This window comes from uncultured Sulfitobacter sp. (genome assembly GCF_947499945.1).
Lineage (GTDB): Bacteria > Pseudomonadota > Alphaproteobacteria > Rhodobacterales > Rhodobacteraceae > Sulfitobacter.
This window is the reverse complement of sequence record NZ_CANMQD010000001.1, coordinates 1,072,761-1,097,346: the sequence shown is the minus strand read 5'-3', so window position 1 is coordinate 1,097,346 and position 24,586 is coordinate 1,072,761. Positions and strand designations below refer to the sequence as shown.

Sequence of the window (24,586 nt, the reverse complement as noted above, 5' to 3'; positions counted from 1 at the left end):
ACGCAGGCAGAGAATGACGACGACTGCCGATGACCTTGTCACATTGGTTCGAGGGTTTAACCCCAAAACAAATGAAGCGCTGATCCGCGACGCCTATGCTTACGGCGAGCGGATGCATGAAGGGCAGCTGCGCCACTCCGGCGAGCCCTATTTTACGCATCCTGTTGCTGTTGCTGCCATTTTGGCGGAACAGCAGCTCGATGATGCCACCATAATCACCGCATTGCTGCACGACACGATCGAGGACACGCCTGCGTCCTATTCTGAGGTGTTGGAGCTGTTTGGCAAAGACGTCGCCGAACTGGTGGATGGGGTGACAAAGCTCACGAACTTGCAGCTTAATTCCTCCGAGACAAAGCAGGCCGAAAATTTCCGCAAGCTGTTTATGGCAATGTCCAAGGACCTGCGGGTGATTTTGGTCAAGCTGTCGGACCGTTTGCACAATATGCGCACGATCAAGGCGATGCGCCCCGACAAACAGTCGCAAAAAGCCCGCGAGACAATGGACATCTTTGCCCCGTTGGCGGGCCGCATGGGTATGCAGTGGATGCGTGAGGAGCTGGAGGATCTGGCGTTTCAGGTGCTCAACCCTGATGCACGTACGTCCATCATGCGGCGCTTTATCACTCTGCAAAACGAGAGTGGTGACGTGATTACGCGGATCACGGCTGACATGCGCAAAGAGCTGGCGGATGCAGATGTTGAAGCCGAGGTTATTGGTCGGGCGAAAAAGCCCTATTCGATCTGGCGCAAGATGGAGGAGAAAGAGCAGTCTTTCTCACGGCTGTCGGACATCTACGGGTTTCGGATTATTGTAGACAGCGAGGAGGATTGCTACCGCGCGCTGGGTGCGATCCACCAACGTTGGCGTGCGGTGCCCGGACGGTTTAAAGATTATATCAGCCAACCCAAGACCAACGGCTATCGCTCGATTCACACAACCGTCTCTGGACGTGACGGTAAGCGGGTAGAAGTGCAAATCCGCACGCGGCAAATGCATGATGTGGCGGAAACAGGAGTGGCAGCACACTGGTCCTACCGCGACGGTGTACGCTCAAAGAACCCGTTTGCTGTGGACCCTGCCAAGTGGATTGCCCAACTCACCGAGCAATTTGACGGTGAGGACGATCACGAAGATTTCCTCGAAGCTGTGAAGCTGGAAATGTACACGGACAAGGTGTTTTGTTTCACCCCCAAAGGTGAGGTGATCAAGCTACCGCGCGGGGCGACGCCGATTGATTTTGCCTATGCCATTCACACACGGATCGGGTCGGCCTGTGTGGGAGCCAAGATTGACGGCATCCGCGTGCCTTTGTGGACGCGGGTCAAGAATGGTCAGTCAGTCGAAATTATCACTGCTGAAGGGCAGACACCGCAGGTTACATGGTTGGAAATTGCGACCACAGGAAAGGCGAAAACTGCAATCAGACGCAGTCTGCGCGAAGTGGATCGTGCGCGTTTTGTGAAGCTGGGACATGAATTGGCCCGCTCGGCATTTGAGCATGTGGGAAAAAGTGCGACGGATAAGGTTCTGGCGACTGCGGCGCGGACGTTGCGCCTCAAGAACACTAACGATCTGTTGGAGAGATTGGGCAGTGCCGAGATGACGGGACGCGAAGCTGTGCGTGCTGTCTATCCCGAACTGGCCGAGATCACAGGCGAATTGGTAGACCGTAAACGCGCTATTATCGGGCTTGAGCCCGGCCAGTCCTTTGACCGCGCCCCTTGCTGTGAACCGTTGCCGGGTGAACGGATTGTGGGGATCACGTTTCGGGGACGGGGTGTTACTTTGCACGCCATTGATTGCGATCGGTTGAGTGCATACGAAGAACAGCCTGAACGGTGGCTTGATCTGCGCTGGCATGACGGTAGCCATCCTGCTGCATATGGTGCGACGATTGACCTGACGGTGGCAAATGACCGTGGCGTTCTGGGGCGCATTTGCACGCTGATCGGGGAAGCCGGCGCAAATATCGCGGACCTGAATTTCGTTGATCGCAAGCCTGACTTTTTCCGGGTTCTGGTCCATGCGGAGATGCGTGATGTGGCCCAGCTTCATTCGCTTATGCTCACGCTTGAGGCGGAGAGCAATGTCGCTGCGATCAGCCGATACCGGGCTTCGGGGGCGCAGTTGGAGATAAATGCAGCGGCGGAGGAGCCCGCGTGATTTTCAAGCGCCGTGATCCGAAAACATGGATGCGTGCCACCGCCGAAATGTTGTGGCCGCGCGGGGGGTGGGCGCGTGCGTTTCACTACGTCAAGCATCGTGTGCGCCGCTTGCCCGACAGCCCTGAGCGGATTGCACGGGGCATCTGGGCGGGGGTTTTCATCACATTCACGCCACTTTTTGGGTTTCATTTCTTCTTTGCGGTTCTCATTGCCAAGATCATGAAGGGCAATATCCTTGCCTCGCTTATGGCGACCTTTGTAGGCAATCCCCTGACGTTCGTGTTTATCACGCTGGCCTCGCTCAAAACCGGCCATTGGATGCTGGGCACCGAGTTGCAAGAGGGTGAGTTGCGTGCACTTAGCCGCAAGTTCGCGGATGCGGGTAGTGATCTGTGGCACAACTTTATTTCGATTTTCACCCCCGAGAAGATGGATTGGTCGGGGCTAGCCATTTTTTCACGGGATGTGTTCTATCCCTATCTGATGGGCGGGATCGTGGCGGGTACCTTCTTTGCGACCATCGCTTATTATATGGCGGTGCCAGTACTGCGTGCCTATCAAAAGCGTCGCAGAGGCTTGATCAAGCAAAAGTTTGAAGCACTTAAGGCCAAGACAGCAGCGAAAGCTGAAGAAAAGAAGCTGGCGGCGAAAGAGAAAAAGGAAAATGCAAATGGGTGAGCTGGGCAAGTTGCGGTTGGGTGTGAACATCGACCACGTGGCAACAGTGCGGAATGCGCGGGGCGGTGATACGCCTGACCCGTTGCGTGCTGCGCGGATTGCGCAAGAGGCAGGCGCCGATGGCATCACCGCGCATTTACGCGAAGATCGTCGCCATATCTCGGACGCTGATATCGAAGGATTGATGGAAATCCTGACAGTGCCGCTCAACTTCGAGATGGCGGCCACGGACGAGATGCAGGCGATTGCGCTGCGTCACAAGCCGCATGCGGTCTGCATTGTTCCTGAAAAGCGCGAGGAGCGGACGACTGAGGGCGGTTTGGAAGTTGCGCGTGAAGAAAACAGGCTGGCGCATTTCATCGCCCCTCTACGGGAGGCAGGATGCCGTGTGTCGATCTTTATTGCGGCGGACATGCGTCAGGTGGAGGCCGCGCACCGTATAGGTGCACAGGTGGTCGAACTTCATTCCGGGGCTTATTGCGATGCCTATCACGAGGGGCGTTATGACGTTGCGGATATGGAGCTGGCCAAGATGCGTGAGATGGCAGCATTTGGCCATTCCTTGGGTCTTGAGATGCACGTGGGTCACGGGCTGACTTATGATACGGTTTCGCCTGTTGCGGCATTTCCCGAAGTGGTTGAGTTGAACATCGGGCACTTCCTGATAGGCGAAGCGATCTTTCTTGGTCTGGCACCTGCCATGGCAGAGATGCGCCGCCTGATGGATGCGGCTCGGACCTGAGCCATGATCATTGGCATTGGTACCGATCTGGCGAATATCGAGCGTATCGAGAGGACACTAAACCGTTTTGGCGACCGTTTTCGCAACCGTGTTTTCACCGATGTCGAACAGGCGAAGGCCGCGCGGCGCAAGGATGTGGCGGGGACCTATGCTAAACGCTGGGCCGCTAAGGAGGCGTGTTCCAAGGCGCTGGGCACTGGCCTGCGCATGGGCATCAGCTGGCGTGATATGGCTGTGAGCAACCTCAAGACCGGCCAACCTATAATGGAAGTGACAGGCTGGGCGGCCGAGCGGCTGGCCGCCATGACCCCAGCGGGGCATGAGGCGATCATTCATGTAACATTGACGGATGATCACCCGTGGGCGCAGGCCTTTGTGGTAATCGAAGCGCGTCCTGTAAGCTGACACTAGCCCTGTGACCTTGACACGGGCCGCGCCCCTGCGCATGTACCGCAGGGAAACCAATAGGAGCGCCGCATGGCCAAGACGGAAACAACGGGCAACGCAATTCTTGAGACAGTCAAGACAGTTGTTTATGCCCTGCTGATTGCTGGTGTATTCCGCACCTTGTTCTTTCAGCCGTTCTGGATTCCGTCAGGCTCAATGAAGCAGACGCTTTTGATTGGCGATTTTCTTTTTGTGAACAAAATGGCTTATGGCTATTCCTTTGCGTCCTGCCCCAGTGTGATTGTGCCAAGTGTTGGCCTCAACATTGATGCGCAAAAACTGTGTGGTGTCTTCGACGGGGACAACACGCGGTTCTGGGGTGGCGATCCCGAGCGCGGTGATGTTGTGGTGTTCCGCCACCCCACAACAGGGCGCGATTACATCAAACGCCTAATGGGTTTGCCGGGTGATAAGATTCAGATCACCCGTGGTGTTGTGCAAATCAACGGTAAAGCTGTGCCACAGGTGCCAGATGGCGATTTTGAAGAATTAATGGAGCTGCAAGGTCCGCAGGGCCTGCGTCCGCGCTGTGCCAATGGTGCCGTTGGACAGGGCGGGATTTGTATTAAGGAACGTGCGATTGAGACATTGCCCAATGGCAAGTCCTATGCTGTTCTCAATATCAGTGACCAAGCATCGGACAACACTGGTATCTATACCGTTCCCGCAGGCCACTACTTCTTTATGGGGGATAACCGCGACAACTCTGCCGATAGCCGTCTGGCGCAGACAGCAGGTGGCGTTGGTTTTGTTCCTTACGAGAACTTGATTGGCCGCGCAGATCGTATCGTATTCAGTTCTGGCGGGCGCTCGATGTTGTTCTTCTGGACTTGGCGCAGTGACCGCTTTTTCAAAGGGATCAAGTGAAGCTTTCGGCTGAACTCCGCGCTTTTGAGAAGCGATTGGGCTATACGTTCCAGTCGCCCAAGCTGCTCAACGAGGCTGTGACGCACGCGTCAATGTCTACGCCCAACCGTGATGATAACCAAAGGTTGGAGTTTCTCGGTGACCGTGTGTTGGGGCTGGTGATGGCCGAGGCTTTGTTGAACCTTGATACCCATGCCTCTGAGGGTCAGCTTGCTCCGCGCTTTAACGCGCTGGTGCGTAAGGAAGCCTGTGCCGATGTAGCACGTGAGATCGACATCGGTGAAGTGTTGCGGCTGGGACGGTCTGAGATGTTGTCAGGTGGTCGCCGCAAACAGGCACTGCTCGGCGATGCAATGGAGGCCGTGATTGCTGCGGTCTATATTGATGGTGGTTTTGACGCCGCGCGCGCGATGATTTTGCGGCTGTGGGGAAACCGGACCACTTCTGTTAAAGATGATGCACGTGATGCCAAGACATCGTTGCAAGAATGGGCGCAAGCGCGAGGCCTTGAGCCGCCAGCCTATATTCTGACCAAGCGGAGTGGGCCGGACCACGCGCCGATATTCACAATCGCGGCCAAGCTGTCGACCGGACAGACAGCCAGCGCCACAGCGGGTGCGAAACGCTCCGCAGAACAAGACGCCGCAGCATCGCTGCTTGCGCAACTGGAGCAAGACACATGAGCGATACACAGACACAGGACGACGCTGTGACGGGGCCGACACGCGCGGGATTTGTGGCGCTGATCGGGGAGCCGAACGCGGGTAAATCAACGTTGCTGAACCGTATGGTGGGGGCGAAGGTGTCGATTGTGACACATAAAGTGCAGACGACCCGCGCGCGTATTCGCGGCGTTGCAATGGCGGGGCAAAGCCAGATCGTATTTGTCGATACACCGGGCCTGTTCGAGCCAAAGCGCCGTTTGGACCGTGCGATGGTGGCTGCTGCGTGGGGCGGAGCGGCGGATGCCGATCTTGTTGTGCTTTTGGTTGAGGCGAACCGTGGGATTACGCCCGGTGTGCAGCGTATCCTTGACCGTTTAAACGAGCTTGGTGGTGGCGGCCGTGTGGCGTTGGCGATTAACAAGATTGACCGTGTGGATGCGCCTGTATTGCTTGGATTAAGCCAGAAGTTGAACGATGCCTATCCGTTTAAAGAGACATTCATGATCTCGGCGGAGCGCGGGCATGGGGTGGATGTCCTCAAGACATGGCTGGCTGGCGAAGTGCCGCTCGGCCCGTGGCTCTATCCCGAAGACCAGATTGCCGATTTGCCGATGCGAATGATCGCGGCGGAGATGACGCGCGAGAAGCTGACGCTGCGTCTGCATCAAGAGCTGCCTTATCAGATGACCGTCGAGACGGAGAACTGGGAAGAGCGCAAAGATGGTTCTGCCAAGATTGACCAGCTGATTTATGTTATCCGTGACGGGCATAAGGGCATCGTGCTGGGCCATAAAGGTGAGACAATCAAAGCGGTAGGCAAGGAAGCGCGTAAGGAAATGGAAGAGTTTCTGGGGCGCAAGATCCATCTGTTCTTGCAGGTAAAGGTGCGGCCAAACTGGCTGGAGGAGTCCGAGCGGTATTCCGAGATGGGGCTGGAGTTCAAGGACGGCAATCAGTGACTATCTGTTGTATGCTTTGCTTCTGCGGAATTCAGTTCAATAGCAAAATGAAGAGGGCAGATTTGTGCCCCGACTAACGGCGCGATTTTGGGTTGATGCATATCTCGCACGGCTGCGGATGTTTGACATTCCTGCGTTTGTCGTTGCGCACGGGGATGACACGGGCGGAGCTGTTTTGGTGAAGCTGGCGACCTTGGACGGCAATGCGGTTCTGTTTCAACGATCGTTTGATTTGATGAGCGGGGATCGGGTTTGGGTAGAGCTGTCTAAGGGGGCAGAGCGTGATGTGGATGATGCGGTGGCAAAGCAGCGTGGATTTGATCCCGACCTGTGGGTGATTGAGGTCGAGGACCGTGCGGGGCGCCATCTGCTGGATCAGGAGGGTCTGGCATAATGGAATGGCGCGATCAGGGAATATTGCTCAGCTCGCGCCGCCATGGAGAAACTTCGGCAATTATCGAAGTGTTTACGCCGAGCCAAGGCCGGCACGCGGGAGTTGTGCGCGGCGGAACCAGCCGCAAGATCGCGCCCATATTGCAACCAGGTGCGCAGTTGGACCTGACGTGGCGGGCGCGGTTGGAGGATCATATCGGGGCGTTCACGGTGGAGCCTGTGCGCAGCCGTGCAGCAGTTGCGATGGGGGATCGCCTTGCGTTGGCGGGATTGAACGCGGTGACGGCGCTTGTCAGCTTTTGCCTCCCTGAGCGCGAGGTGCATCTGCCGCTGTATCAGCGGACGGAAGCTTTGTTGGACTTGCTTGGTCAGGGGGAAGTTTGGCCGCTGGCCTATTTGCGTTGGGAGGTAAGCTTGCTCGAGGAGTTGGGCTATGGCCTTGATTTAAGCACCTGCGCGGTGACGGGGGCGACGGAAGGGTTGGCTTATGTGAGCCCCAAGTCGGGGCGTGCGGTATCGCAAGCTGGCGCGGGGGAATGGGCCGACCGTTTGCTGCCGTTACCTGACGTACTGCGCGGTTTGGGTGAGGCCCCTGACGCGGAGATTGCGGAGGCGTTTCGGACCAGCGGCTATTTTTTGTCGGAGCATCTGGCTGCTGATCTGGGGGGCAAGCCGTTGCCGCAAGCGCGGGCGAGATTTGTGGAGGCATTCAATCGGTCGCGTTGAAGACCATTTCCAGCCCTTCGGTGTTAGACAGAATCATCACGTCGCCGAGGACTTCGGACAGCGTGGCGGCCTCTAGCGCTTGAAGGAAAACGGTCTCGACCTCCAGATCGGGGCAGGCCATGCGCGTGCTGCCGATAGGGCCTGTGTCAAACCACGGATAGGGGGCCGTCATTGCGCCGAAGTAGCGGTTGCAGGGGCCGTGGCCTGCGATCTCGCCGGTCTTGGGAAAGGTGAGGGTCGCGGTAGCAGGGAAGGGTGCGTCGTTGAGAATTTTGAGCGCCCATGTGCGATCGCCACCACCATATGCGCGGACTGTTTCGTCTTGGCGGCAGGCTGTGAGCGCAGTGACGAATATGGTGAGGATCAGGAGCGTTTTCATGAGAGCGCCAGAATCGTATCCACCATCGCGTCGAAAGCGGCGGCGGGGTCCGAGGGTGCTTTTATTTCGGGAAGTCCGATGAGCGTGGCGAGGATCGCTTGGGCGAAGGCGGGATTACGCAGGCCGAAATGGTTGAGCAGGTGTTGGAGATAGGTCAGGCGCTCTGCGTCAACTTCGGCCATACTGGCGGCGACGATTGTATCGGTTTGCGCCCAGACGCGTAGAGCAGCCTCGGATTTCGTGTTTAGAATATGGCGGCCGAAGGCGCGTAGGCGTTTCTCGGCAGCATCTTTGATTTCGAGGCGGGACATTACATCGGCCAAGGCAGCTGCGTGCCAGTGACGCACAAGTGCGGCGTGGTAGGCAGGTACGTCTTTGAAGTGCCAATAAAACGATCCCTTGGTCGTTTTAAGTCTGCGGGCCATTGGTTCAGCCGCAAGGGCAATCGGACCATCGGCAATCAGGGCGTCAAAGCCTGCGGTGATCCATTTTTCGGGGGAAAGGCGTGTGTTGCTCATCCTTAGGGAGGTAGAGGGCAAAAGGGCGCACTGCAAGAGTGCGCCCTTCAGCATATCGGCAAGGTTTAGCGCAAACGCTTAGCCCAAAAGGCGGCGCGCGATGACTTGGGCCTGAATTTCGGCGGCACCTTCAAAGATATTGAGGATACGGGCATCGCAAAGCACGCGGGAGATTTTATATTCCAGAGCGAAGCCGTTGCCGCCGTGGATTTGCAAGCCATTGTCAGCGGCAGCCCATGCAACGCGCGCGCCGAGCAGTTTCGCCATGCCAGCCTCTACGTCACAGCGGCGGCCCTCGTCCTTCTCAAACGCCGAGAAGTAGGTGAGCTGACGGGCGACCATAATTTCAACCGCCATCATCGCCAGCTTGCTGGAGACGCGGGGGAATTCGATCAGGGATTTTCCGAACTGTTTGCGGTCGATGGCGTATTGCATGGAAATATCCATGGCCGACTGGGCGACGCCAATGGCGCGAGCGGCAGTCTGGATGCGCGCGCTCTCAAAGGTCTCCATCAGCTGTTTGAAGCCTTTGCCCTCTTCGCCGCCAAGGAGGTTTTCGCCTTTGACGTGGAAGTTATCAAACGCGATCTCGTATTCCTTCATGCCGCGATAGCCGAGGACTTCAATCTCACCGCCGGACATGCCTTCTGTGGGGAAGGGGTCTGCGCAATCGCCCGGGGTCTTTTCGGCGATGAACATGGACAGGCCTTTGTAATTGTCTGTCGCAGGATCGGTGCGGGCCATCAGGGTCATGATCTGCGTGCGTGAGGCGTGCGTGATCCAAGTCTTGTTGCCCGTCACCTTGTAGTCGCCGTTGTCGTCTTTGACTGCACGGGTGCGCAAGCTACCGAGGTCGGAGCCTGTGTTCGGCTCGGTGAAGACGGCCGTCGGCAGCGTTTCGGCGGAGGAGAGGCGCGGAAGCCATTTCTGTTTTTGTTCCTCAGTGCCGCCTGCGATGATCAGCTCCGCCGCGATCTCGGAGCGAGTCGCGAGGGAGCCGACTCCAATGTAGCCGCGTGAGAGTTCTTCAGAGACAACGCACATGGATGCTTTGCTAAGACCGAAGCCGCCGTATTCCTCTGGGATGGTGAGGCCGAATACACCCATCTCTGCCAACTCGTTGATGACCTCCATCGGGATCAATTCATCCTTCAGGTGCCATTCGTGGGCGAAAGGCTCAACCTTTTCGACGGCATAGCGGCGGAACTGCTCTCGGATCATCTCAAGCTCGTCGTCGAGACCGGAGGCGCCGACGGTGACATTGGCGGAGTGCTCTTGCATCAACTCGACCAGACGGCTGCGGGCCGCTTGCGTGTTACCGCCTTGGGTGAGCGTTTGGATTGCAGGCTCCATCAGGCCGCGCTGGTCGTCCTGACTCAAACCTAGATCTTGGAGGCGAACAATCTCGCCTTGGTTCATCTGTATGCCACCGTAGATCTGCCAGAGGTATTCGCCAAATGCGATCTGGTGGATGAGGGCTTCGGTCTCGCCGAATTTGCCCTCGGATTTCATCCGCTCAGCCCAAGATTGCATTTGGCGAAGGGACTGAGCGTAAGTGGCAAGCCATGCAAGCCCGTGGGAGGCTGTCTGATTCTGCTCGACAAGGGCGTTGGAGACGCGGCCTCCGTCCGTGACCATTGTGCGCACGGTTTCGGTCGCGCGGGCGAGTATCGCCTCGACAGGGCCGACGGCTGCGGCAGTCAGTGCAAGGAGGTCATCAAGGAGGACAGGTGCCTCCATATTCAATTGTCCGTCATGTGCCATCTATCATCATCCTTTTTATCTTAGCGCTCGGCTTAATCACTTTGCAGGTGCAGCGCAACAAAGATACGTTTTACTGCGGCAATTTGGACGAAAATTTCGCCACTGATTTTCCTGACACCCGCTGACCCCTTTGGTATGTAGGGTCATGGACGCACTTTTCCCACTTTTATCACCATCCGAATTGATCATCGCCGCTTTGATTGCTGTCCTTGCTGGATTTGTCAAAGGCGTGGTGGGATTCGCGATGCCTTTGGTCTTTGTATCAGGTTTGACAACGTTTATGTCCGCCGAACTCGCACTTGCGGGTCTGATATTGCCAACTTTGATCACCAACGTCCAGCAGGCCTTGCGTCAAGGGGTGCAGGCAGCGGTGCAATCAACAGTGTCGTTCAGGGTGTTTTTAGGGGTCGGATGTCTGGCCCTTTTGGCGTCGGCGCAGCTTGTTCGGGTCTTTCCCGATCAGATCATGATGGCAGTGATTGGTGTGCCTGTAACGTTCTTTGCGTCACTGCAGCTTGCTGGGTATCAGATCAGTCTGCCGCAGCGCAGCAGAGCGGTTGAAGTGGCTGCGGGTGCCGTTGCAGGGGGGCTGGGCGGCATCTCAGGAATTTGGGGGCCGCCGACAGTGGCTTATCTGACCGCGCTCAACACACCCAAGCAGGATCAGATGCGGGTGCAGGGTGTGATATACGGCCTTGGCGCTGTGGCGCTTTTGGTGGCGCATGTGATGTCGGGTGTGCTGCGGGCGGAGACCATTGTGTTTTCGGTGGCAATGGTGCCGCCCGCGTATTTGGGGGTGCGGATGGGGTTGTCAGTTATGGACCGGATTGATCAGGTCGTCTTTCGCCGCGCGACGCTTTTCGTTCTATTGGTCGCAGGGCTTAACCTCATGCGGCGCGCGGTGATGGGCTGATATCAGCCTTGGCGAGCGACTGTGACACCTGAGATGTCTTCAATGAATGTCACAATGCGAGATTTTACCGTGTCGTCCTTTATGGCTGCCAAGGCATTTATGATCTCTAGTGCGGGATCGCGGGGCGCCTTGTTGGCATTGTCCCCGTCGCTCAGACCTTCAAAGAAATAGGATGGCGAGACATCAAATATTTGGGTCAGTTCGAAAAGGCGACTTGCCGCTATACGGTTTGATCCGATTTCGTACTTTTGAATTTGCTGAAAAGACAAGCCGAGCCGCTGTGCAACATCAGTTTGCGAATAGCGTCGTATAGTCCGAATTTCTTTGAGCTTGCGCCCTACATGAACGTCAACAGGATGAGTCACTATCTAAATACCTTTGGCTGTGTTCTTGAAGCTTCTGAATATTTACCCTTTGGATCAATTGGATAGTTTCTTTTCTTTTTGGTAAAAATACCTTCAATCAAGGGTTGATCTAATTACGTAAGTGGATGATAAATATTACATGAATGTATGATTTATTTACCATTGGAACCATGAGCCAGTCTATTGCCCTCTCTTTAGAAGAATCTCAGTCAGCGGTAACGTCACCGCCTGCACTGCTTTTTGAAATCATGCGATCTTTTGTGACGTTGGCGCGAACACTAAACCTGAGCCATGCGGTCAAGGAACTGGGCAGTACGCGTCAGACACTGCGCCGACACGTCTCTGCGCTCGAAGAGATCAAGGGTGGCCCTTTGTTCAGTGTGTCGGAGAGACGCTATGAGCTCACCGAGCTTGGATTGAGAATTCTGCCCGAAGCGGAACACTTGCTCGCCCAAGCTGAAGGATGGGTCGTGGGCGCGGCTTCGCAGCTAAATGGATTGCAGTATCTCAGCAAAACGACGGACGAAGGTTGGATGTATTTCCAACAGCAGCAACCTATCGGAAAAGCCTTCTCCTCCACGAGTAGTATGTTGCCTGCATGTGTGAACGCGTGGGCAGAAGCGCGTGGCGATATCGAGCACCCGGCGATGAAAGCAATACGGCCAAAATGTATGACTTTCCGCCGCTCTGAGGCGAACTGGATCTTTACCGAGGTCGGCGAGGAAAGCTCTTTCCGCTCGTGGTTCGGCTGGACTATGGCGCAGTCTACTATCGGTCGTTCACTTGGTCAGTTGCCGGGGGGGACGATATTCGATCATCTGGTCAACTTGGCCTACGTCGATGTTGAAACATCCCAGTCTGTGCGACTCGATCACTGTTACACAAAGCTTTTCAATGAGGAGAAAGGTGAGCCAGTGCCGATCTGCTATGAAAGGCTACTGCTCGGGTCGAGGTTTGCGGACGGTAGCTTTGCCATGGTTTCGACCGTTAGACGCACATATGACATAGAAATAGAAGGTGTCACCGACGAGATGCTGCGTCTGATGCCGGAGAGATATCTGATGTAGGATTTAAGAGTATCGGCTGCACGTTTGTTGCAGCAAAAAAATATTATGATTACACTGGCCTTGAATGCAGAATGCAGGAGGGGCCTTATGGCGTTGTATGGACTGAAAATTGAAGAGCGATTCCAAGCGATAGCGGGGGATATCTTTAATCGACTTGGCATTACTTTGGAGATCGGAACAGACTTCCGAGAATTCGAAGCATACATTCGAGAGGCGCGTCCTGATCATCCTATTGGCGACCCATTCAATCCTGAAATGCATGAGCTGACACCCGAGAACGCATGCTGGATTGTCGGAAGGGACGCGGAGGGCACCATTGTGCATCTGCACGCGCTGCGCCTGCTTCCTTTAAACGGGCAGTCTGCGGGTGAGTATTTCCGCAACAACTTTCACGGGTTTTCACCGCCAGAACTTGATATCGATTTTGAGCGTTCCCGGTTCCGCGCCTGTCCTGATGTGCAACGCATGAAGGGACGGGTTGTCTACTCGGGAGAGGTCTGGATCGGAGGCGAACCTGGGCAGTTCCGCGGTACAGGGGTGATCAGCTACCTCATGCGGTACGCAATGCTGACAGCCATGAACGTCTTGTCAGGGGATTACATGGTGGGCTTCATCGCACGACCTGTGGCCTACAAGGGCGCCTCGTTGCGCTTTGGCTATATGCATGTCGATCCACTGGCTCTGCGCTGGTATATGCGTGACAATCCAGAACCGCTGGAGGGCGTTTTCGCATACATGGGCGAGGAGGACATGCGGTATATCATGGATATCCCAAGTGCCGAACTTGGGTCGCTTGCCGCGTAGAAGGCTTTTAAGAGTTACACAATAGCGAGGGCCGCTGCACATGAGTGCAGCGGCCCTTTCTTATTTCAATACCAGCGCACTTAGCGGATTGCAGCAGCTTTCACATCTTCGTCGATGTGCGGCATGTATTGCTCAAAGTTTTCGGCAAACATGGCAACCAGTTTGCGGACTTGCTCATCATAGGCTTCCGCATCGCTCCATGTACGGCGCGGGTCGAGAAGGATGTCAGCGACTCCTTCAACGGAGACAGGTACCTCGAAGCCGAAGTTTTCGTCCGTGCGGAATTTACCTGCTGTGAGCGAACCGTCGAGCGCTGCGGTCAGAAGAGCGCGTGTGGCGCGGATCGGCATGCGCGAGCCTGTGCCATAGGCGCCACCAGTCCAGCCTGTGTTCACCAGCCAGCAGGTCGCGCCGTGCTCGGCGATCTTTTCGCGCAGCAGGTTGCCATAAACTTCGGGACGGCGCGGCATAAAGGGCGCACCAAAGCAGGTTGAGAATGTCGGTTCAGGCTCGGTCACGCCACGCTCTGTACCGGCAACCTTGGAGGTGAAGCCCGAGAGGAAGTGATACATGGCCTGTGCAGGCGTCAGACGTGCAATGGGGGGCAGGGTGCCAAACGCATCGCAGGTAAGCATGATGATGTTCTTCGGATGTCCGCCCACGGCCTTTTTGGACGCGTTCGAGATATAGTGGAGCGGGTAGGCACAGCGCATGTTTGCTGTCAGGCTATCGTCGTCAAAATCGAGGTCCTTGGTCTCTTCATCGTAAACCATGTTCTCGATTACGGTGCCAAATTTCTCGGTAGTGGCGTAAATCTCTGGCTCTGCCTCGGCGCTTAGGTTGATCGTTTTGGCATAACAACCACCCTCAAAGTTGAACGTACCTGTGTCGGACCAACCATGTTCATCATCGCCAATAAGCGTGCGGGAGGGATCAGCAGAAAGCGTCGTCTTGCCCGTGCCGGAGAGGCCAAAGAAGATCGCCGTATCCACAGGGTTGCCAATCGCATGGTTGGCAGAGCAGTGCATCGGCATCACGCCGCTGTCGGGGAGCAGGTAGTTCAGCAGCGAGAAGACAGACTTCTTGTTCTCGCCTGCATATTCCGTGCCACCGATTAGGATCAGCTTGCGGTCGAAGTTCATCGCGATGACTGTCTCGGAGCGGCAATCATGCTTTTTTGGATCAGCAGAGAAGCTGGGGCAGTTGATGACTGTGAAATCCGCCGTGTAGTCGTCCAGCTGGTCACGATCAGGACGGCGCATCATGTGGCGGATGAAAAGATTGTGCCACGCAAGCTCGGTCACGAAGCGGACATTGATTGCATGCTTGGGATCCGCACCACCTACAAGGTCCTGAACGAAGTAATCCCCTCCCTCCATGTGGGCCAGCATATCGGTGTAGAGCACGTCAAAGCCCGCTTCGGACATCTCGGCGTTGTTTTCCCACCAAATGGTGTCCTTTACGCTTTCGCTCATCACGACATGCTTGTCTTTCGGTGAGCGGCCGGTGAACTTGCCGGTGGTGCACAGGAACGCGCCACCTTTACCGAGCGATCCTTCGCCGCGTTTGAGCGCGGTCTCGATCAACGCGGGCTCCATGAGGTTATAATATACATTGCCGAGCCCTTTGATCCCTTGATCGTCGAGGCTGAAGTTCGGGTTCACCCGTCCAGTTTGCATGTATTTCTCCTTTGGAACTGCGCATATGGCACAGCGTATTGGGGGATGCCCGGTACCAAAAGCGCGCGGGCATAAGTGGAATGATGGCCTCATAGCATGATGATTTGCTAATTGAACAGGCGCGTTTGCATAGTTAGCGCCACCACATTGTGAATTGGGCCATCCGTCGCTTGAAAGGCACTCCACCGTCCTTTTTGAGAGCCTTTGGAGCGGACATGAATAGCCGTAAAAATTGGGTCATATCGCCAAATGTGAGGCAATTTAGCCATTCCGAAACAAATTTTGGCTGAAATAAGGCCACAGGATCGTCTGATTCGCACTTAGGTATTGATTCGACAGCAAAAGGAGTGATCAGTGTTAGAAAAAATAAAAATACATTGAGCAGCATAAGGAAACAGGCAGTGTCAAAAATTGCATTGGTGGACGACGACAGGAATATCCTGACGTCCGTCTCTATGACTCTTGAAGCCGAGGGTTTCGAGGTGGAAACATATAACGACGGTCAGGCCGCACTGGACGCTTTTAACAAGCGGATGCCGGACATGGCGGTTCTTGATATCAAGATGCCGCGTATGGACGGGATGGACCTACTCCAGCGTCTGCGCCAGAAAACGGCGATGCCCGTGATCTTTCTTACGTCCAAGGACGACGAGATCGACGAAGTGCTGGGCCTGCGAATGGGCGCCGACGACTACGTGAAAAAGCCGTTTTCCCAACGGCTTCTGGTCGAGCGTATCCGCGCATTGCTGCGCCGTCAGGATGCAGTCGCCACAGACGAAGTGGGCGATACCGAAGAAACCAAAGTAATCGAGCGCGGTGATTTGCGGATGGATCCGCTGCGCCACGCCGTGAGCTGGAAAGGCAATGACGTTTCCCTGACAGTAACCGAGTTCTTGTTGCTGCAAGCCCTCGCACAGCGCCCCGGGTTCGTGAAATCCCGCGATCAGCTGATGGATGTTGCCTATGACGATCAGGTATACGTCGACGATCGCACCATCGACAGCCACATCAAGCGTCTGCGCAAAAAAATGCGCACAGCGGACGATGAATTCTCCGCGATTGAGACACTCTACGGTATCGGTTACAGGTATAACGAAGAGTAATCTGTCAGAATGGCGATTGTTGAGAGGAACTTTGTGCGCGACCTGACCCCCGCAAAAAGCGATGGTGATGTTGTTCTGGGTGACGATTGGGTCACACCGGACAGTGCTGCACCCAATGAAATCAGGGCGCGCCGTGAGCGGCGTGGCCTGTTCTCGTTGCGTGCGTCGCCGCTTACGCGCAAAATCATCACGTTCAACCTTATTGCTTTGAATGTGCTGGTCGCTGGTATCCTCTATCTAAACTCGTCGCGTGAGAGCCTTGCCGTACAGCGTGCGGCATCGCTCGTCTCGGAGGCAGAACTGATCGCGGACGTAGTCGAGGCGCAATTGCCCGATGGTCAAATTGTTGATCTGTCGGTGGGCGAAGGCGTCGATGTCCAAAAAACTTTGTCAGGTTTGGACCTGCGGAGTGGCATTCAGGTGTTTGTTTTTGACACCGACGGCATTCTGATCTCGCAGTTTGAAGGTAACCGTGATGCCATGGTTGCAGGCCGCGCAGATGGAACAGAACATAAGACAATCCTTACGGATGGGCTGAACTGGCTCTGGACTGCGGTGTCTTCGCCCTTTCAGCCAAACAGCGAGATGATGTCGATGGAAGATCGGCTGAAGCCGGTCATCGCCGATACCCTGAGAAATGGTGCGCAGATCAAGGAAGACCGCGACGAAAAGGGTTCGACCCTATTGGCCGTTGCGACCCCGATTGAGCAAGGGGGAACCGCCGTGGGCGTTGTTGCGATTGCGAGTGCCAGCGGCGAGATAGACCGCCTTGTGCGCGGTGAGCGTGAGCGTGTGTTGCAGATGTTTATCATTGCGACGCTTGTTTCTATCGGTCTCAGCCTTGTTTTGGCCTCTACCATCGCCAATCCGCTGGCCGATCTGGCCGCCGCGGCCGAGCTGGGCCGAGACAAGGATGCGCGTAAAATGAATCCGGGTCGCATTCGTATTCCTGATTTGACCGCCCGCCCTGACGAGATCGGGCGATTGTCTGGTGCGCTGCGGGGTATGGTATCTGCGCTTTATAACCGGATCGAAGGGAACGAGCAGTTTGCTGCGGATGTGGCCCATGAAATCAAGAACCCGCTTGCATCGCTGCGCTCTGCTGTAGGCACCCTGCGGATGATCAAGCGAGAGGATCAGCGCGACAAACTTCTGGATGTGATCGACCATGACGTGCGCCGTCTGGACCGTCTGGTCAGTGATATTTCCAACGCCTCAAGGCTCGATAGTGAGCTGGTGAAGGAAGAGGAAGAGCCGTTCAACCTGATGAACATGCTCGGCAATCTGGGGCAGTACTTGGGCGAGGATGCCAAGAGCAAGGGCATCGACTTTATCGTGGACCTGCCTGAAGGGCCGATTACGGTCCAGGGTCTCGAAGCGCGTCTGGCGCAGGTATTTGTGAACCTGATCACCAACGCAATTTCGTTTTGTGAAGACGGAGACGCAATCCGCGTTTGGGCACGCAAGCGTGAAAACCGTGTACTGATTGTTATAGAGGATACTGGCCCCGGTATTCCTGATCAGGCACTGTCAAAGATTTTCAAACGGTTCTATTCTCAACGCCCTGACGAGCACTTTGGCAACAATTCCGGCCTCGGTCTTGCTATCTCCAAGCAGATTGTAGAGGCGCACGGTGGCGTTATCTGGGCCGAGAACATTCGCCCAACCGAAGCAGATATCACCTCTGACCCCCTAGGTGCACGTTTTGTAGTGGGTCTCCCGATCTAAATCATGAGTGATGGCAACGTGACCTTGCATGCGACCTGTGTGGCCGTGGGTGATGCTGGCATCTTGATCACGGGCCCTTCGGGGAGTGGGAAATCTGCGCTGGCGCTTCAGCTTTTGGCGTTTGGTGGGATTTTGGTTGCAGATGATCGAACGATTTTGCACCGTGACGGCAATTCGCTGATCGCTGCGCCGCCGAAGACGATTGCGGGAATGATCGAAGCGCGGGGCGTTGGCATTTTATCAGTAGGTCATCTGCATCGTATAAAAGTTGCTGTCGTAGTTAATATGGCGATGCTTGAGATTGAGCGGTTGCCACAGCGTCATAGCATTACGGTGCTGGACTTAGTGCTACCCTGTCTGCACAAAGTTGACGCACCCTATTTTCCTGCAGCAGTTCATGCTTATGTTGCGGCTATCCGAAAAGAGACTTCATGAGCACTCCTGCCCTGCCGCTTCGTCGTATCGTTTTTGTTACTGGTCCTTCGGGGGCAGGACGTTCTTCTGCGTTGAATGTGATGGAGGACGCGGGTTTTGAAGTCATCGACAATTTGCCTATGCGCCTGTTGCCGTTGCTTTTTGAGGAGCCCGAGCAAACGCGGCCGCTGGCGCTTGGTATTGATGCCCGCAATCGCGATTTCTCGACCAATACCGTGATCGATCTGTTGGGGCGCTTGGCCACTCGGCCTGGTGTCGTGGCGGAACTTCTTTTTGTTGATTGCAGTACCGATGTCCTGCTGCGCCGTTTCTCGGAGACGCGCCGCCGCCACCCCATGGCGCCCGAAGATCGTCCTGCAGAAGGTATTCAAGCTGAGCAAGACCTGCTTGCCCCCCTGCGGGCACGCGCGGATGTTCTGATCGATACAAGTGATCTTAATGTGCATGAATTACGCGCCGAGGTAGAGCACTGGTTCGCTCCCGGAGGTAAACGTCACTTGGCTGTAACTGTGCAATCGTTCTCTTATAAACGCGGTTTGCCACGGTCAGTAGATATGGTTTATGACTGCCGCTTCCTTAAAAATCCTTATTGGGAACCGCCGTTGAAGGAACTGAATGGTACGGATCCCCGAGTTGCTGCATATGTTGCCACCGATCCACGATATGGGGAATTTGCCCAGAGGGTTTTAGGGTTAAGTGAGTTGATCCTTCCTGCCTGTCGGGAAGAAGGCAAGAGCCACTTTTCCATCGCGTTCGGGTGTACGGGGGGGCAACACCGCTCAGTTACACTGGCAGAAAGTCATGCTTTGCAGCTTGCGGAAAAGGGCTGGCAAGTGTCAATTAGGCACAGAGAGCTCAACGCGCGGCAACCCATAGGGACGCAGAATAAGTGATTGGTATTGTGATCGTAGCACATGGTGGATTGGCGGGCGAATACCTCGCTGCGATCGAGCATGTTGTCGGATCGCAAAGTGGTGTAATGGCTATTGAAATTCGTCCTGATCATGATCGGAAAGCCAAGCAGGCCGAAATCTGCCAAGCTGCTGATGCGGTAGATACGGGGCAGGGTGTTATCGTCGTGACGGACCTTTTTGGAGGGTCGCCTTCCAATTTGAGCATGATGGCATGTCAGCCTGCAGGCAGGCGCATCGTCTATGGGGCAAACCTTCCAATGTTGATCAAATTGGCCAAAAGCCGTCACAAGTCCGTCCCTGATGCAGTTCGCGCCGCCCTTGAGGCTGGTAAGAAATACATTGATGCCCAAAACATCAGCACTGAATAACAAGGCCAACCCATGACCAATATTACTCTTGAGATCGTGAACGAGAAGGGCCTGCATGCACGCGCCTCTGCCAAGCTGGTCGAAGTTGTCGAGGGGTTCGATGCCAGTGCCGAAGTAAGCAAAGACGGTATGAATGCCTCGGGAGACAGCATCATGGGGCTTTTGATGTTGGCAGCAGCTAAGGGAAGCTTTATTGACGTTGAAACGTCCGGCCCTGACGCGGATGCACTTGCCAGTGCTCTGACCGCCTTGGTCGCCGATAAATTTGGCGAGGGTATGTAGCTTACTCCGCAGCTAAGAAGTTTCAGTGAGGTTGTCCACGTGGCAGAGAAAACCCAATCTATTGGTGCTCACGATACCGCCGAAGTAGAGCGCGGGCAGGTGAATTTTGCAAAATACGACAGGCGCAGCCTGTCATATGCGTCGACGTTTGATGATCCATGGAAATCGCGGATGATTTCGGTGATGGAGCTGTTCACTGGAAAGTTGCGCATTTTGCAGATGATCCGAAAGTTCGAGAAGCGAGGCGCACCGAGCGGCCAGCAATTTTGGCGTGCTGCTTTGGATACGATGGGTATCGAGCTCAGAACACCGCAAGCCCAACTTGACCTTATCCCCAAAGAGGGGCCTGTGATTGTGGTCGCGAACCATCCGCATGGAATGGTTGACGGCATGATTTTTGCGGACCTTATCGGTCGTGTGCGCCCTGATTATCGCATTCTCACACGCTCGCTGCTCACCTCGATTGATGAAGTTGCGGGCAGTTATATGATCCCTGTGCCGTTTCCGCATGACCCTGACGCACAGCGCAAAGGCGTGCAGATGCGGGCAGATGCGATGAAGCATCTAAAGGAGGGTGGCGTTGTTGCGCTGTTCCCGTCTGGTGTGGTTGCTGCATCTGAGACATGGTGGGGCCCTGCGATTGAGGCGGAATGGAACGTATTTACCGCCAAGATGATCCGCCGCTCTGGTGCGCGTGTGGTGCCGATGAAATTCCCGGGACAAAACAGCCGCGCCTATCAGATTGCAAATAAGCTGTCGCCGATGCTGCGGCAGGGTTTGCTGCTGCATGAGATTGTGCACAGCTGTAACAAGCCGCAAGCACCCATTGTGGGCGAGCCTATTGCGCAGTCTGAGATTGATGCCCGCGCAGACGACCCGCGCAGATTTATGGAGTGGCTGCGGGAGCAGACGCTTGCGTTGGGCGACTAGGCTCTAGCGTGTGGGAACGGGTACGTCGCCACGGTAGTCATAAAAGCCGCGCTGTGACTTGCGGCCCAACCACCCCGCCTCAACGTATTTTGTAAGCAAGGGACAAGGACGGTATTTTGTATCTGCCAGCCCGTCGTGCAGTACGTTCATAATGGCCAGACATGTATCCAGTCCGATAAAATCAGCCAGTTCTAGCGGCCCCATGGGGTGGTTCGCGCCCAGCTTAAGTGAGCTGTCGATGGATTGCACGTTCCCCACGCCTTCATACAGAGTGTAGACGGCTTCGTTGATCATCGGCATCAGGATGCGGTTAACGATAAAGGCGGGAAAATCCTCGGCCGAGGCGGCAGTTTTGTCGAGGCGGTCAACGACCTCTTTGCAGGCGGCGAATGTCTCTTCGTCGGTGGCGATACCGCGAATCAACTCAACCAGTTGCATCACCGGAACTGGGTTCATGAAGTGAAAGCCCATGAACTTTTCGGGGCGGTCTGTGCGGCTTGCCAGACGGGTGATGGAAATGGAGGAGGTGTTGGACGTCAGGATCGTTGTAGGCTTGAGGTGCGGCAACAAATCCTCGAATATCGCCTGCTTGACTGTTTCTCGCTCGGTCGCGGCCTCGATGATCAGATCGGATGGGCCCAAATCCTTGAGGGCTGTTGTGGTTTTGATCCGTGCGAGTGCCGCTTCCATATCAGCCTCCGCGATCTTGCCGCGCCCTACCTGACGGCTCATGTTGCCGTGCAGTATTTCCATAGCACTGTTCAGCGCGTCTTCGGTTATATCGTTGAGCATCACGTCGTATCCAGCCAATGACATGACGTGGGCGATGCCATTGCCCATTTGTCCTGCGCCAACGATGCCAATTGTCTGGATCTGCATGGTGTATTCCTTTGTATGTGTTGTGGGCAGCTTACGGCGGAGTCTTGTCCCGTCGCAAGAGCCGTTGCTGCCTAAAACCTGAGGCAAATCCAATCTTTAAACGAATCGTAAGATCAGCCCATTCATAGTCGCTGTGGGTGAGAAAAAAGGGTGGGCATTATGACCTATGATATACTGGGGCCGGGGGCCCTAGACTATTTGCCATGTCGTTATGGTACGTCAAAACTTACATTTCGGGGACCACGGCGCGTTTTGGAGGCGCCCTACGTGGCCTTCTTGGGGGGGACTGTGACGTTTGGAAAGTTCATCGAGCAACCCTTTCCGCTGCGAGTAGAACATCTGACAGGTGTCACTTCGGTCAACTTCGGGCAGGTAAACGCAGGGTTGGACGTGTTCGCCAAAGACGCATGTGTTCTGGAAGCTGCAGCGCAAGCGCATGTGACAGTGATGGAAGTCACGGGGGCGGCGAACGTGAGCAACCGCTTCTACAGCGTGCATCCCCGCCGCAATGACAGGTTCCTGCATCCCATGCCGGACTTGCGACAACTCTATTACGATGTGGACTTCACGCAGTTCTCGTTCACACACCATATGTTGCAGCATTTGAAAAAAAAGGACCCGCTGCGCTTTGCCGAAGTGCGGCATGTGTTACAGCGGACGTGGGTCCGCCGCATGCGCCGCTTGCTTCCACAGCTCTCTCGGGAGGTAGTCTTGTTGCGGGTTGGCCTGCAAAACGACAGTCCTGTGATGGTAGTGGATGACATGATTGACCGCTTGGGTTCTTTGCCCAGTGCAGTCGTCGACATCCCCAGTACCCGGTGCGTGGAGGAGGGGATACCTATCGGAATGGCGTTTAACCTTTTGGAAGAAGAAGCGGCAAAAGCTGTGCCACAGCCACATGTCCACGCTGCAATTGCGCAGGCATTATGCCCGGTATTGGATCGTTTGATGTAGTCCTAAAAAAAGGCCCGCTTTTAACAGCGGGCCTTTCAAATCTGTCAGTCGGCGCAAAGCGCCTGCCTGAATTAGAGCTTTTCGATCAGATCGGGTACAGCTTCAAAGAGGTCGGCAACAAGGCCAAAGTCAGCAACCTGAAAGATAGGCGCTTCTTCGTCTTTGTTGATCGCAACGATGATCTTGCTGTCTTTCATACCAGCAAGGTGCTGGATCGCACCAGAGATACCGATGGCAACATAGAGGTCAGGTGCAACTACCTTGCCCGTTTGTCCAACCTGCCAGTCGTTCGGTGCATAACCAGAGTCGACCGCAGCGCGGGATGCACCAACGGCGGCGCCGAGCTTGTCCGCGAGGTTTTCGATCAGTTTGAACTGCTCTTCTGAACCGACACCGCGACCACCTGATACAACCACACCAGCGGAGGTGAGTTCTGGACGGTCGCTTGCCGCGACTTTGTCTTCTACCCATTCCGAGAGGCCAGGATTGGCTACGGCAGAAATGGTTTCAACAGAAGCAGAGCCACCCTCAGCCGCCGCATCGAAGGTCGATGTGCGGAAAGTAATGACTTTCTTCGCGTCAGAAGATTTGACTGTCTGCATGGCGTTGCCGGCATAGATCGGACGCTCAAATGTGTCGGAGTCGATTACGGCAGTGGCGTCAGAGATGATCATCACGTCGAGCAGACCCGCAACACGCGCCATCACGTTCTTTGCGTCTGTCGTAGAAGGCGCTACGATATGGTCATAGTCACCTGCCAGCGATACGATGAGCGCTGCGGTGGTTTCCGCCATACGGTGGCCAAGGCTCTCGTCTTCGGCAACGAGAACTTTTGAAACACCTGTGATTTTGGAAGCAGCATCGCCAGCTGCGGCAGCTGAGCTACCACAAGCCAGCACAACGACATCACCCAGTTGAGCGGCGGCTGTGACGGCTTTTGCCGTTGCGTCCATGGCCAACTCGCCATTGTTAACTTCTGCAAGGAGTAGAACAGCCATTATACGGCCCCCGCTTCTTTGAGTTTCGCTACCAGCTCGTCGACCGAGCCCACTTTGATCCCTGCGGCACGTGCGGCAGGCTCAACTGTCTTTACGATTTCCAGACGATTTTTAACCTCGACGCCGTAATCAGCAGGGGTCTTTTCATTCAGTGGCTTCTTTTTTGCCTTCATGATGTTGGGCAAAGATGCATAGCGCGGCTCGTTGAGGCGCAGGTCAACTGTGATCACTGTCGGCATGTTGACTTTGATCGTTTGCAGGCCGCCGTCAACTTCGCGTGTGACCACGGCCTTATCGCCTTCAATCGCTACTTCGGAAGCGAATGTCGCTTGGGACCAACCCATGAGCGCTGCGAGCATCTGGCCCGTTGCGTTCATGTCGTTATCAATCGCCTGCTTGCCGCAGAGCACAAGGCCCGGCTGTTCTTCGTCGATGATTCCTTTGAGGATTTTCGCAACAGTCAGTGGCTCGATGTCGTGGTGCACATCCTCGGAGGCGATCACGAGGATCGCGCGGTCCGCGCCCATCGCAAGAGCCGTGCGCAGTGTTTCCTGCGCTTGCTTGACGCCGACAGATACCACGACGATTTCGTCGGCCTGACCTGCTTCTTTCAGGCGGATCGCCTGTTCGACGGAAATCTCGTCAAACGGATTCATGGACATTTTGACGTTGGCAAGATCGACACCGGAACCGTCCGCTTTTACGCGCACTTTTACGTTATAGTCGATCACGCGTTTTACAGGTACGAGCACCTTCATGAGCGATTATCTCCCTAGTTGCGACTCAGACCCTGTGTGGGCCAGTCAGTAAATCTGTGACATGTCTAACGAAGCGTACCCGCGTAAAACAGGGCAAAATCG

The 24,586-nt window shown here is 55.4% G+C and carries 28 protein-coding genes; 20 read left to right on the top strand and 8 right to left on the bottom strand.

Annotation, left to right across the window (positions count from 1 at the left end):
* The first annotated feature begins 13 nt into the window (after positions 1-13).
* The 9 genes from Q0775_RS05425 to recO all read left to right on the top strand — a co-directional run bounded on the left by Q0775_RS05425 (position 14) and on the right by recO (position 7,646).
* A complete protein-coding gene (locus tag Q0775_RS05425; protein WP_298858339.1) occupies positions 14-2,167 on the top strand; it encodes a bifunctional (p)ppGpp synthetase/guanosine-3',5'-bis(diphosphate) 3'-pyrophosphohydrolase in 2,154 nt (717 codons plus the stop codon).
* The gene (locus tag Q0775_RS05420) at positions 2,164-2,847 is read left to right on the top strand and encodes a DUF2062 domain-containing protein (protein WP_298858338.1); all 684 of its coding nucleotides are present in this window, start codon (positions 2,164-2,166) and stop codon (positions 2,845-2,847) included. Before Q0775_RS05425 ends, Q0775_RS05420 begins: the two co-directional genes overlap by 4 nt.
* The gene (locus Q0775_RS05415) at positions 2,840-3,589 is read left to right on the top strand and encodes a pyridoxine 5'-phosphate synthase (protein WP_298858337.1); all 750 of its coding nucleotides are present in this window, start codon (positions 2,840-2,842) and stop codon (positions 3,587-3,589) included. Before Q0775_RS05420 ends, Q0775_RS05415 begins: the two co-directional genes overlap by 8 nt.
* 3 nt (positions 3,590-3,592) lie before the next feature.
* Positions 3,593-3,994 (top strand): holo-ACP synthase, encoded by a 402-nt coding sequence (gene acpS / locus Q0775_RS05410; protein WP_298858335.1) that lies wholly within the window; start codon positions 3,593-3,595, stop codon positions 3,992-3,994.
* Between the two features lie 72 nt (positions 3,995-4,066).
* On the top strand, positions 4,067-4,903 hold the full coding sequence (lepB, locus tag Q0775_RS05405; protein ID WP_298858334.1) for a signal peptidase I: 837 nt from the start codon (positions 4,067-4,069) through the stop codon (positions 4,901-4,903).
* Positions 4,900-5,586, top strand: coding sequence for a ribonuclease III (gene rnc / locus Q0775_RS05400; RefSeq protein WP_298858333.1), 687 nt, complete (start codon positions 4,900-4,902; stop codon positions 5,584-5,586). Before lepB ends, rnc begins: the two co-directional genes overlap by 4 nt.
* The gene (era, locus tag Q0775_RS05395) at positions 5,583-6,527 is read left to right on the top strand and encodes a GTPase Era (protein WP_298858332.1); all 945 of its coding nucleotides are present in this window, start codon (positions 5,583-5,585) and stop codon (positions 6,525-6,527) included. The genes rnc and era overlap by 4 nt, the downstream gene beginning before the upstream one ends.
* Before the next feature lie 64 nt (positions 6,528-6,591).
* The gene (locus Q0775_RS05390; RefSeq protein ID WP_298858331.1) at positions 6,592-6,921 is read left to right on the top strand and encodes a DUF1491 family protein; all 330 of its coding nucleotides are present in this window, start codon (positions 6,592-6,594) and stop codon (positions 6,919-6,921) included.
* Complete coding sequence (gene recO / locus Q0775_RS05385) at positions 6,921-7,646, top strand: DNA repair protein RecO (RefSeq protein WP_298858330.1); 726 nt, start codon at positions 6,921-6,923, stop codon at positions 7,644-7,646. The genes Q0775_RS05390 and recO overlap by 1 nt, the downstream gene beginning before the upstream one ends.
* Here the strand turns inward: recO and Q0775_RS05380 are convergent.
* From Q0775_RS05380 to Q0775_RS05370, 3 genes are read right to left on the bottom strand one after another with little or no spacing between them, the layout of a single operon-like run.
* Positions 7,630-8,025: an META domain-containing protein gene (locus Q0775_RS05380; RefSeq protein WP_298858329.1), complete on the bottom strand. Its 396-nt coding sequence runs from the start codon at positions 8,023-8,025 to the stop codon at positions 7,630-7,632. The two genes, recO and Q0775_RS05380, sit on opposite strands and share 17 nt — an antisense overlap.
* The gene (locus tag Q0775_RS05375) at positions 8,022-8,579 is read right to left on the bottom strand and encodes a TetR/AcrR family transcriptional regulator (protein ID WP_298858328.1); all 558 of its coding nucleotides are present in this window, start codon (positions 8,577-8,579) and stop codon (positions 8,022-8,024) included. Before Q0775_RS05375 ends, Q0775_RS05380 begins: the two co-directional genes overlap by 4 nt.
* 42 nt (positions 8,580-8,621) lie before the next feature.
* Positions 8,622-10,307, bottom strand: coding sequence for an acyl-CoA dehydrogenase family protein (locus Q0775_RS05370; protein ID WP_298858327.1), 1,686 nt, complete (start codon positions 10,305-10,307; stop codon positions 8,622-8,624).
* Between the two features lie 145 nt (positions 10,308-10,452).
* Between Q0775_RS05370 and Q0775_RS05365 the strand changes: the two genes are divergently transcribed.
* Positions 10,453-11,220, top strand: a complete 768-nt coding sequence (locus Q0775_RS05365; RefSeq protein WP_298858326.1) for a sulfite exporter TauE/SafE family protein — start codon at positions 10,453-10,455, stop codon at positions 11,218-11,220.
* A 2-nt stretch (positions 11,221-11,222) separates the two neighbouring features.
* Here the strand turns inward: Q0775_RS05365 and Q0775_RS05360 are convergent, their stop codons facing one another.
* Positions 11,223-11,585, bottom strand: coding sequence for a helix-turn-helix transcriptional regulator (locus Q0775_RS05360; protein ID WP_298858325.1), 363 nt, complete (start codon positions 11,583-11,585; stop codon positions 11,223-11,225).
* 143 nt (positions 11,586-11,728) lie between these two features.
* Here Q0775_RS05360 and Q0775_RS05355 point away from each other — a divergent pair, with 143 nt between their 5' ends.
* The gene (locus Q0775_RS05355; RefSeq protein ID WP_298858324.1) at positions 11,729-12,652 is read left to right on the top strand and encodes a LysR family transcriptional regulator; all 924 of its coding nucleotides are present in this window, start codon (positions 11,729-11,731) and stop codon (positions 12,650-12,652) included.
* Positions 12,653-12,739: 87 nt separating this feature from the next.
* Positions 12,740-13,456 carry a hypothetical protein gene (locus Q0775_RS05350; RefSeq protein ID WP_298858323.1) on the top strand — a complete coding sequence of 239 codons (717 nt, stop codon included), beginning with the start codon at positions 12,740-12,742 and terminating at the stop codon, positions 13,454-13,456.
* An 80-nt stretch (positions 13,457-13,536) separates the two neighbouring features.
* Here the strand turns inward: Q0775_RS05350 and Q0775_RS05345 are convergent, their stop codons facing one another.
* The gene (locus Q0775_RS05345) at positions 13,537-15,135 is read right to left on the bottom strand and encodes a phosphoenolpyruvate carboxykinase (RefSeq protein ID WP_298858322.1); all 1,599 of its coding nucleotides are present in this window, start codon (positions 15,133-15,135) and stop codon (positions 13,537-13,539) included.
* Between the two features lie 401 nt (positions 15,136-15,536).
* On the opposite strand from Q0775_RS05345, the gene Q0775_RS05340 reads away from it, so the two are divergent.
* Genes Q0775_RS05340 through Q0775_RS05310 form a run of 7 tightly spaced genes read left to right on the top strand, consistent with a single transcriptional unit; the run spans position 15,537 to position 20,895 of the window.
* Entirely contained in the window at positions 15,537-16,238 is a 702-nt protein-coding gene (locus tag Q0775_RS05340) for a response regulator transcription factor (protein WP_298858321.1), read from the top strand.
* Between the two features lie 9 nt (positions 16,239-16,247).
* Complete coding sequence (locus Q0775_RS05335; RefSeq protein ID WP_298858320.1) at positions 16,248-17,966, top strand: sensor histidine kinase; 1,719 nt, start codon at positions 16,248-16,250, stop codon at positions 17,964-17,966.
* Between the two features lie 3 nt (positions 17,967-17,969).
* Positions 17,970-18,401 carry an HPr kinase/phosphorylase gene (locus Q0775_RS05330; RefSeq protein ID WP_298858319.1) on the top strand — a complete coding sequence of 144 codons (432 nt, stop codon included), beginning with the start codon at positions 17,970-17,972 and terminating at the stop codon, positions 18,399-18,401.
* Positions 18,398-19,294, top strand: coding sequence for an RNase adapter RapZ (gene rapZ / locus Q0775_RS05325; protein WP_298858317.1), 897 nt, complete (start codon positions 18,398-18,400; stop codon positions 19,292-19,294). Before Q0775_RS05330 ends, rapZ begins: the two co-directional genes overlap by 4 nt.
* On the top strand, positions 19,291-19,683 hold the full coding sequence (locus Q0775_RS05320) for a PTS fructose transporter subunit IIA (protein WP_298858316.1): 393 nt from the start codon (positions 19,291-19,293) through the stop codon (positions 19,681-19,683). Before rapZ ends, Q0775_RS05320 begins: the two co-directional genes overlap by 4 nt.
* 12 nt (positions 19,684-19,695) lie before the next feature.
* Positions 19,696-19,965: an HPr family phosphocarrier protein gene (locus Q0775_RS05315; RefSeq protein ID WP_298858315.1), complete on the top strand. Its 270-nt coding sequence runs from the start codon at positions 19,696-19,698 to the stop codon at positions 19,963-19,965.
* Between the two features lie 60 nt (positions 19,966-20,025).
* A complete protein-coding gene (locus Q0775_RS05310) occupies positions 20,026-20,895 on the top strand; it encodes a lysophospholipid acyltransferase family protein (RefSeq protein ID WP_298859951.1) in 870 nt (289 codons plus the stop codon).
* 3 nt (positions 20,896-20,898) lie between these two features.
* Here Q0775_RS05310 and Q0775_RS05305 read toward each other — a convergent pair whose 3' ends face one another.
* Positions 20,899-21,774: a 3-hydroxybutyryl-CoA dehydrogenase gene (locus Q0775_RS05305; protein ID WP_298858314.1), complete on the bottom strand. Its 876-nt coding sequence runs from the start codon at positions 21,772-21,774 to the stop codon at positions 20,899-20,901.
* Positions 21,775-21,933: 159 nt separating this feature from the next.
* Here Q0775_RS05305 and Q0775_RS05300 point away from each other — a divergent pair, with 159 nt between their 5' ends.
* Positions 21,934-22,728 (top strand): DUF6473 family protein, encoded by a 795-nt coding sequence (locus Q0775_RS05300; RefSeq protein ID WP_298858313.1) that lies wholly within the window; start codon positions 21,934-21,936, stop codon positions 22,726-22,728.
* Positions 22,729-22,799: 71 nt separating this feature from the next.
* Here the strand turns inward: Q0775_RS05300 and Q0775_RS05295 are convergent, their stop codons facing one another.
* Both Q0775_RS05295 and Q0775_RS05290 read right to left on the bottom strand, forming a co-directional pair.
* Entirely contained in the window at positions 22,800-23,726 is a 927-nt protein-coding gene (locus Q0775_RS05295) for an FAD-binding protein (RefSeq protein ID WP_298858312.1), read from the bottom strand.
* Positions 23,726-24,484: an electron transfer flavoprotein subunit beta/FixA family protein gene (locus Q0775_RS05290; RefSeq protein ID WP_298858311.1), complete on the bottom strand. Its 759-nt coding sequence runs from the start codon at positions 24,482-24,484 to the stop codon at positions 23,726-23,728. Before Q0775_RS05290 ends, Q0775_RS05295 begins: the two co-directional genes overlap by 1 nt.
* Positions 24,485-24,586: the final 102 nt, after the last annotated feature.

Excerpts from the sequence above, each read along its gene's own strand:
- Q0775_RS05425 (WP_298858339.1), top strand. The coding sequence starts at position 14 with ATGACGACGACTGCCGATGACCTTGTCACATTGGTTCGAGGGTTTAAC.
- Q0775_RS05415 (WP_298858337.1), top strand. The coding sequence starts at position 2,840 with ATGGGTGAGCTGGGCAAGTTGCGGTTGGGTGTGAACATCGACCACGTG.
- acpS (WP_298858335.1), top strand. The coding sequence starts at position 3,593 with ATGATCATTGGCATTGGTACCGATCTGGCGAATATCGAGCGTATCGAG.
- lepB (WP_298858334.1), top strand. The coding sequence starts at position 4,067 with ATGGCCAAGACGGAAACAACGGGCAACGCAATTCTTGAGACAGTCAAG.
- era (WP_298858332.1), top strand. The coding sequence starts at position 5,583 with ATGAGCGATACACAGACACAGGACGACGCTGTGACGGGGCCGACACGC.
- recO (WP_298858330.1), top strand. The coding sequence starts at position 6,921 with ATGGAATGGCGCGATCAGGGAATATTGCTCAGCTCGCGCCGCCATGGA.
- Q0775_RS05380 (WP_298858329.1), bottom strand. The coding sequence starts at position 8,025 with ATGAAAACGCTCCTGATCCTCACCATATTCGTCACTGCGCTCACAGCC.
- Q0775_RS05370 (WP_298858327.1), bottom strand. The coding sequence starts at position 10,307 with ATGGCACATGACGGACAATTGAATATGGAGGCACCTGTCCTCCTTGAT.
- Q0775_RS05365 (WP_298858326.1), top strand. The coding sequence starts at position 10,453 with ATGGACGCACTTTTCCCACTTTTATCACCATCCGAATTGATCATCGCC.
- Q0775_RS05355 (WP_298858324.1), top strand. The coding sequence starts at position 11,729 with ATGTATGATTTATTTACCATTGGAACCATGAGCCAGTCTATTGCCCTC.
- Q0775_RS05350 (WP_298858323.1), top strand. The coding sequence starts at position 12,740 with ATGGCGTTGTATGGACTGAAAATTGAAGAGCGATTCCAAGCGATAGCG.
- Q0775_RS05345 (WP_298858322.1), bottom strand. The coding sequence starts at position 15,135 with ATGCAAACTGGACGGGTGAACCCGAACTTCAGCCTCGACGATCAAGGG.
- Q0775_RS05335 (WP_298858320.1), top strand. The coding sequence starts at position 16,248 with ATGGCGATTGTTGAGAGGAACTTTGTGCGCGACCTGACCCCCGCAAAA.
- Q0775_RS05330 (WP_298858319.1), top strand. The coding sequence starts at position 17,970 with ATGAGTGATGGCAACGTGACCTTGCATGCGACCTGTGTGGCCGTGGGT.
- rapZ (WP_298858317.1), top strand. The coding sequence starts at position 18,398 with ATGAGCACTCCTGCCCTGCCGCTTCGTCGTATCGTTTTTGTTACTGGT.
- Q0775_RS05315 (WP_298858315.1), top strand. The coding sequence starts at position 19,696 with ATGACCAATATTACTCTTGAGATCGTGAACGAGAAGGGCCTGCATGCA.
- Q0775_RS05305 (WP_298858314.1), bottom strand. The coding sequence starts at position 21,774 with ATGCAGATCCAGACAATTGGCATCGTTGGCGCAGGACAAATGGGCAAT.
- Q0775_RS05300 (WP_298858313.1), top strand. The coding sequence starts at position 21,934 with ATGACCTATGATATACTGGGGCCGGGGGCCCTAGACTATTTGCCATGT.
- Q0775_RS05295 (WP_298858312.1), bottom strand. The coding sequence starts at position 23,726 with ATGGCTGTTCTACTCCTTGCAGAAGTTAACAATGGCGAGTTGGCCATG.
- Q0775_RS05290 (WP_298858311.1), bottom strand. The coding sequence starts at position 24,484 with ATGAAGGTGCTCGTACCTGTAAAACGCGTGATCGACTATAACGTAAAA.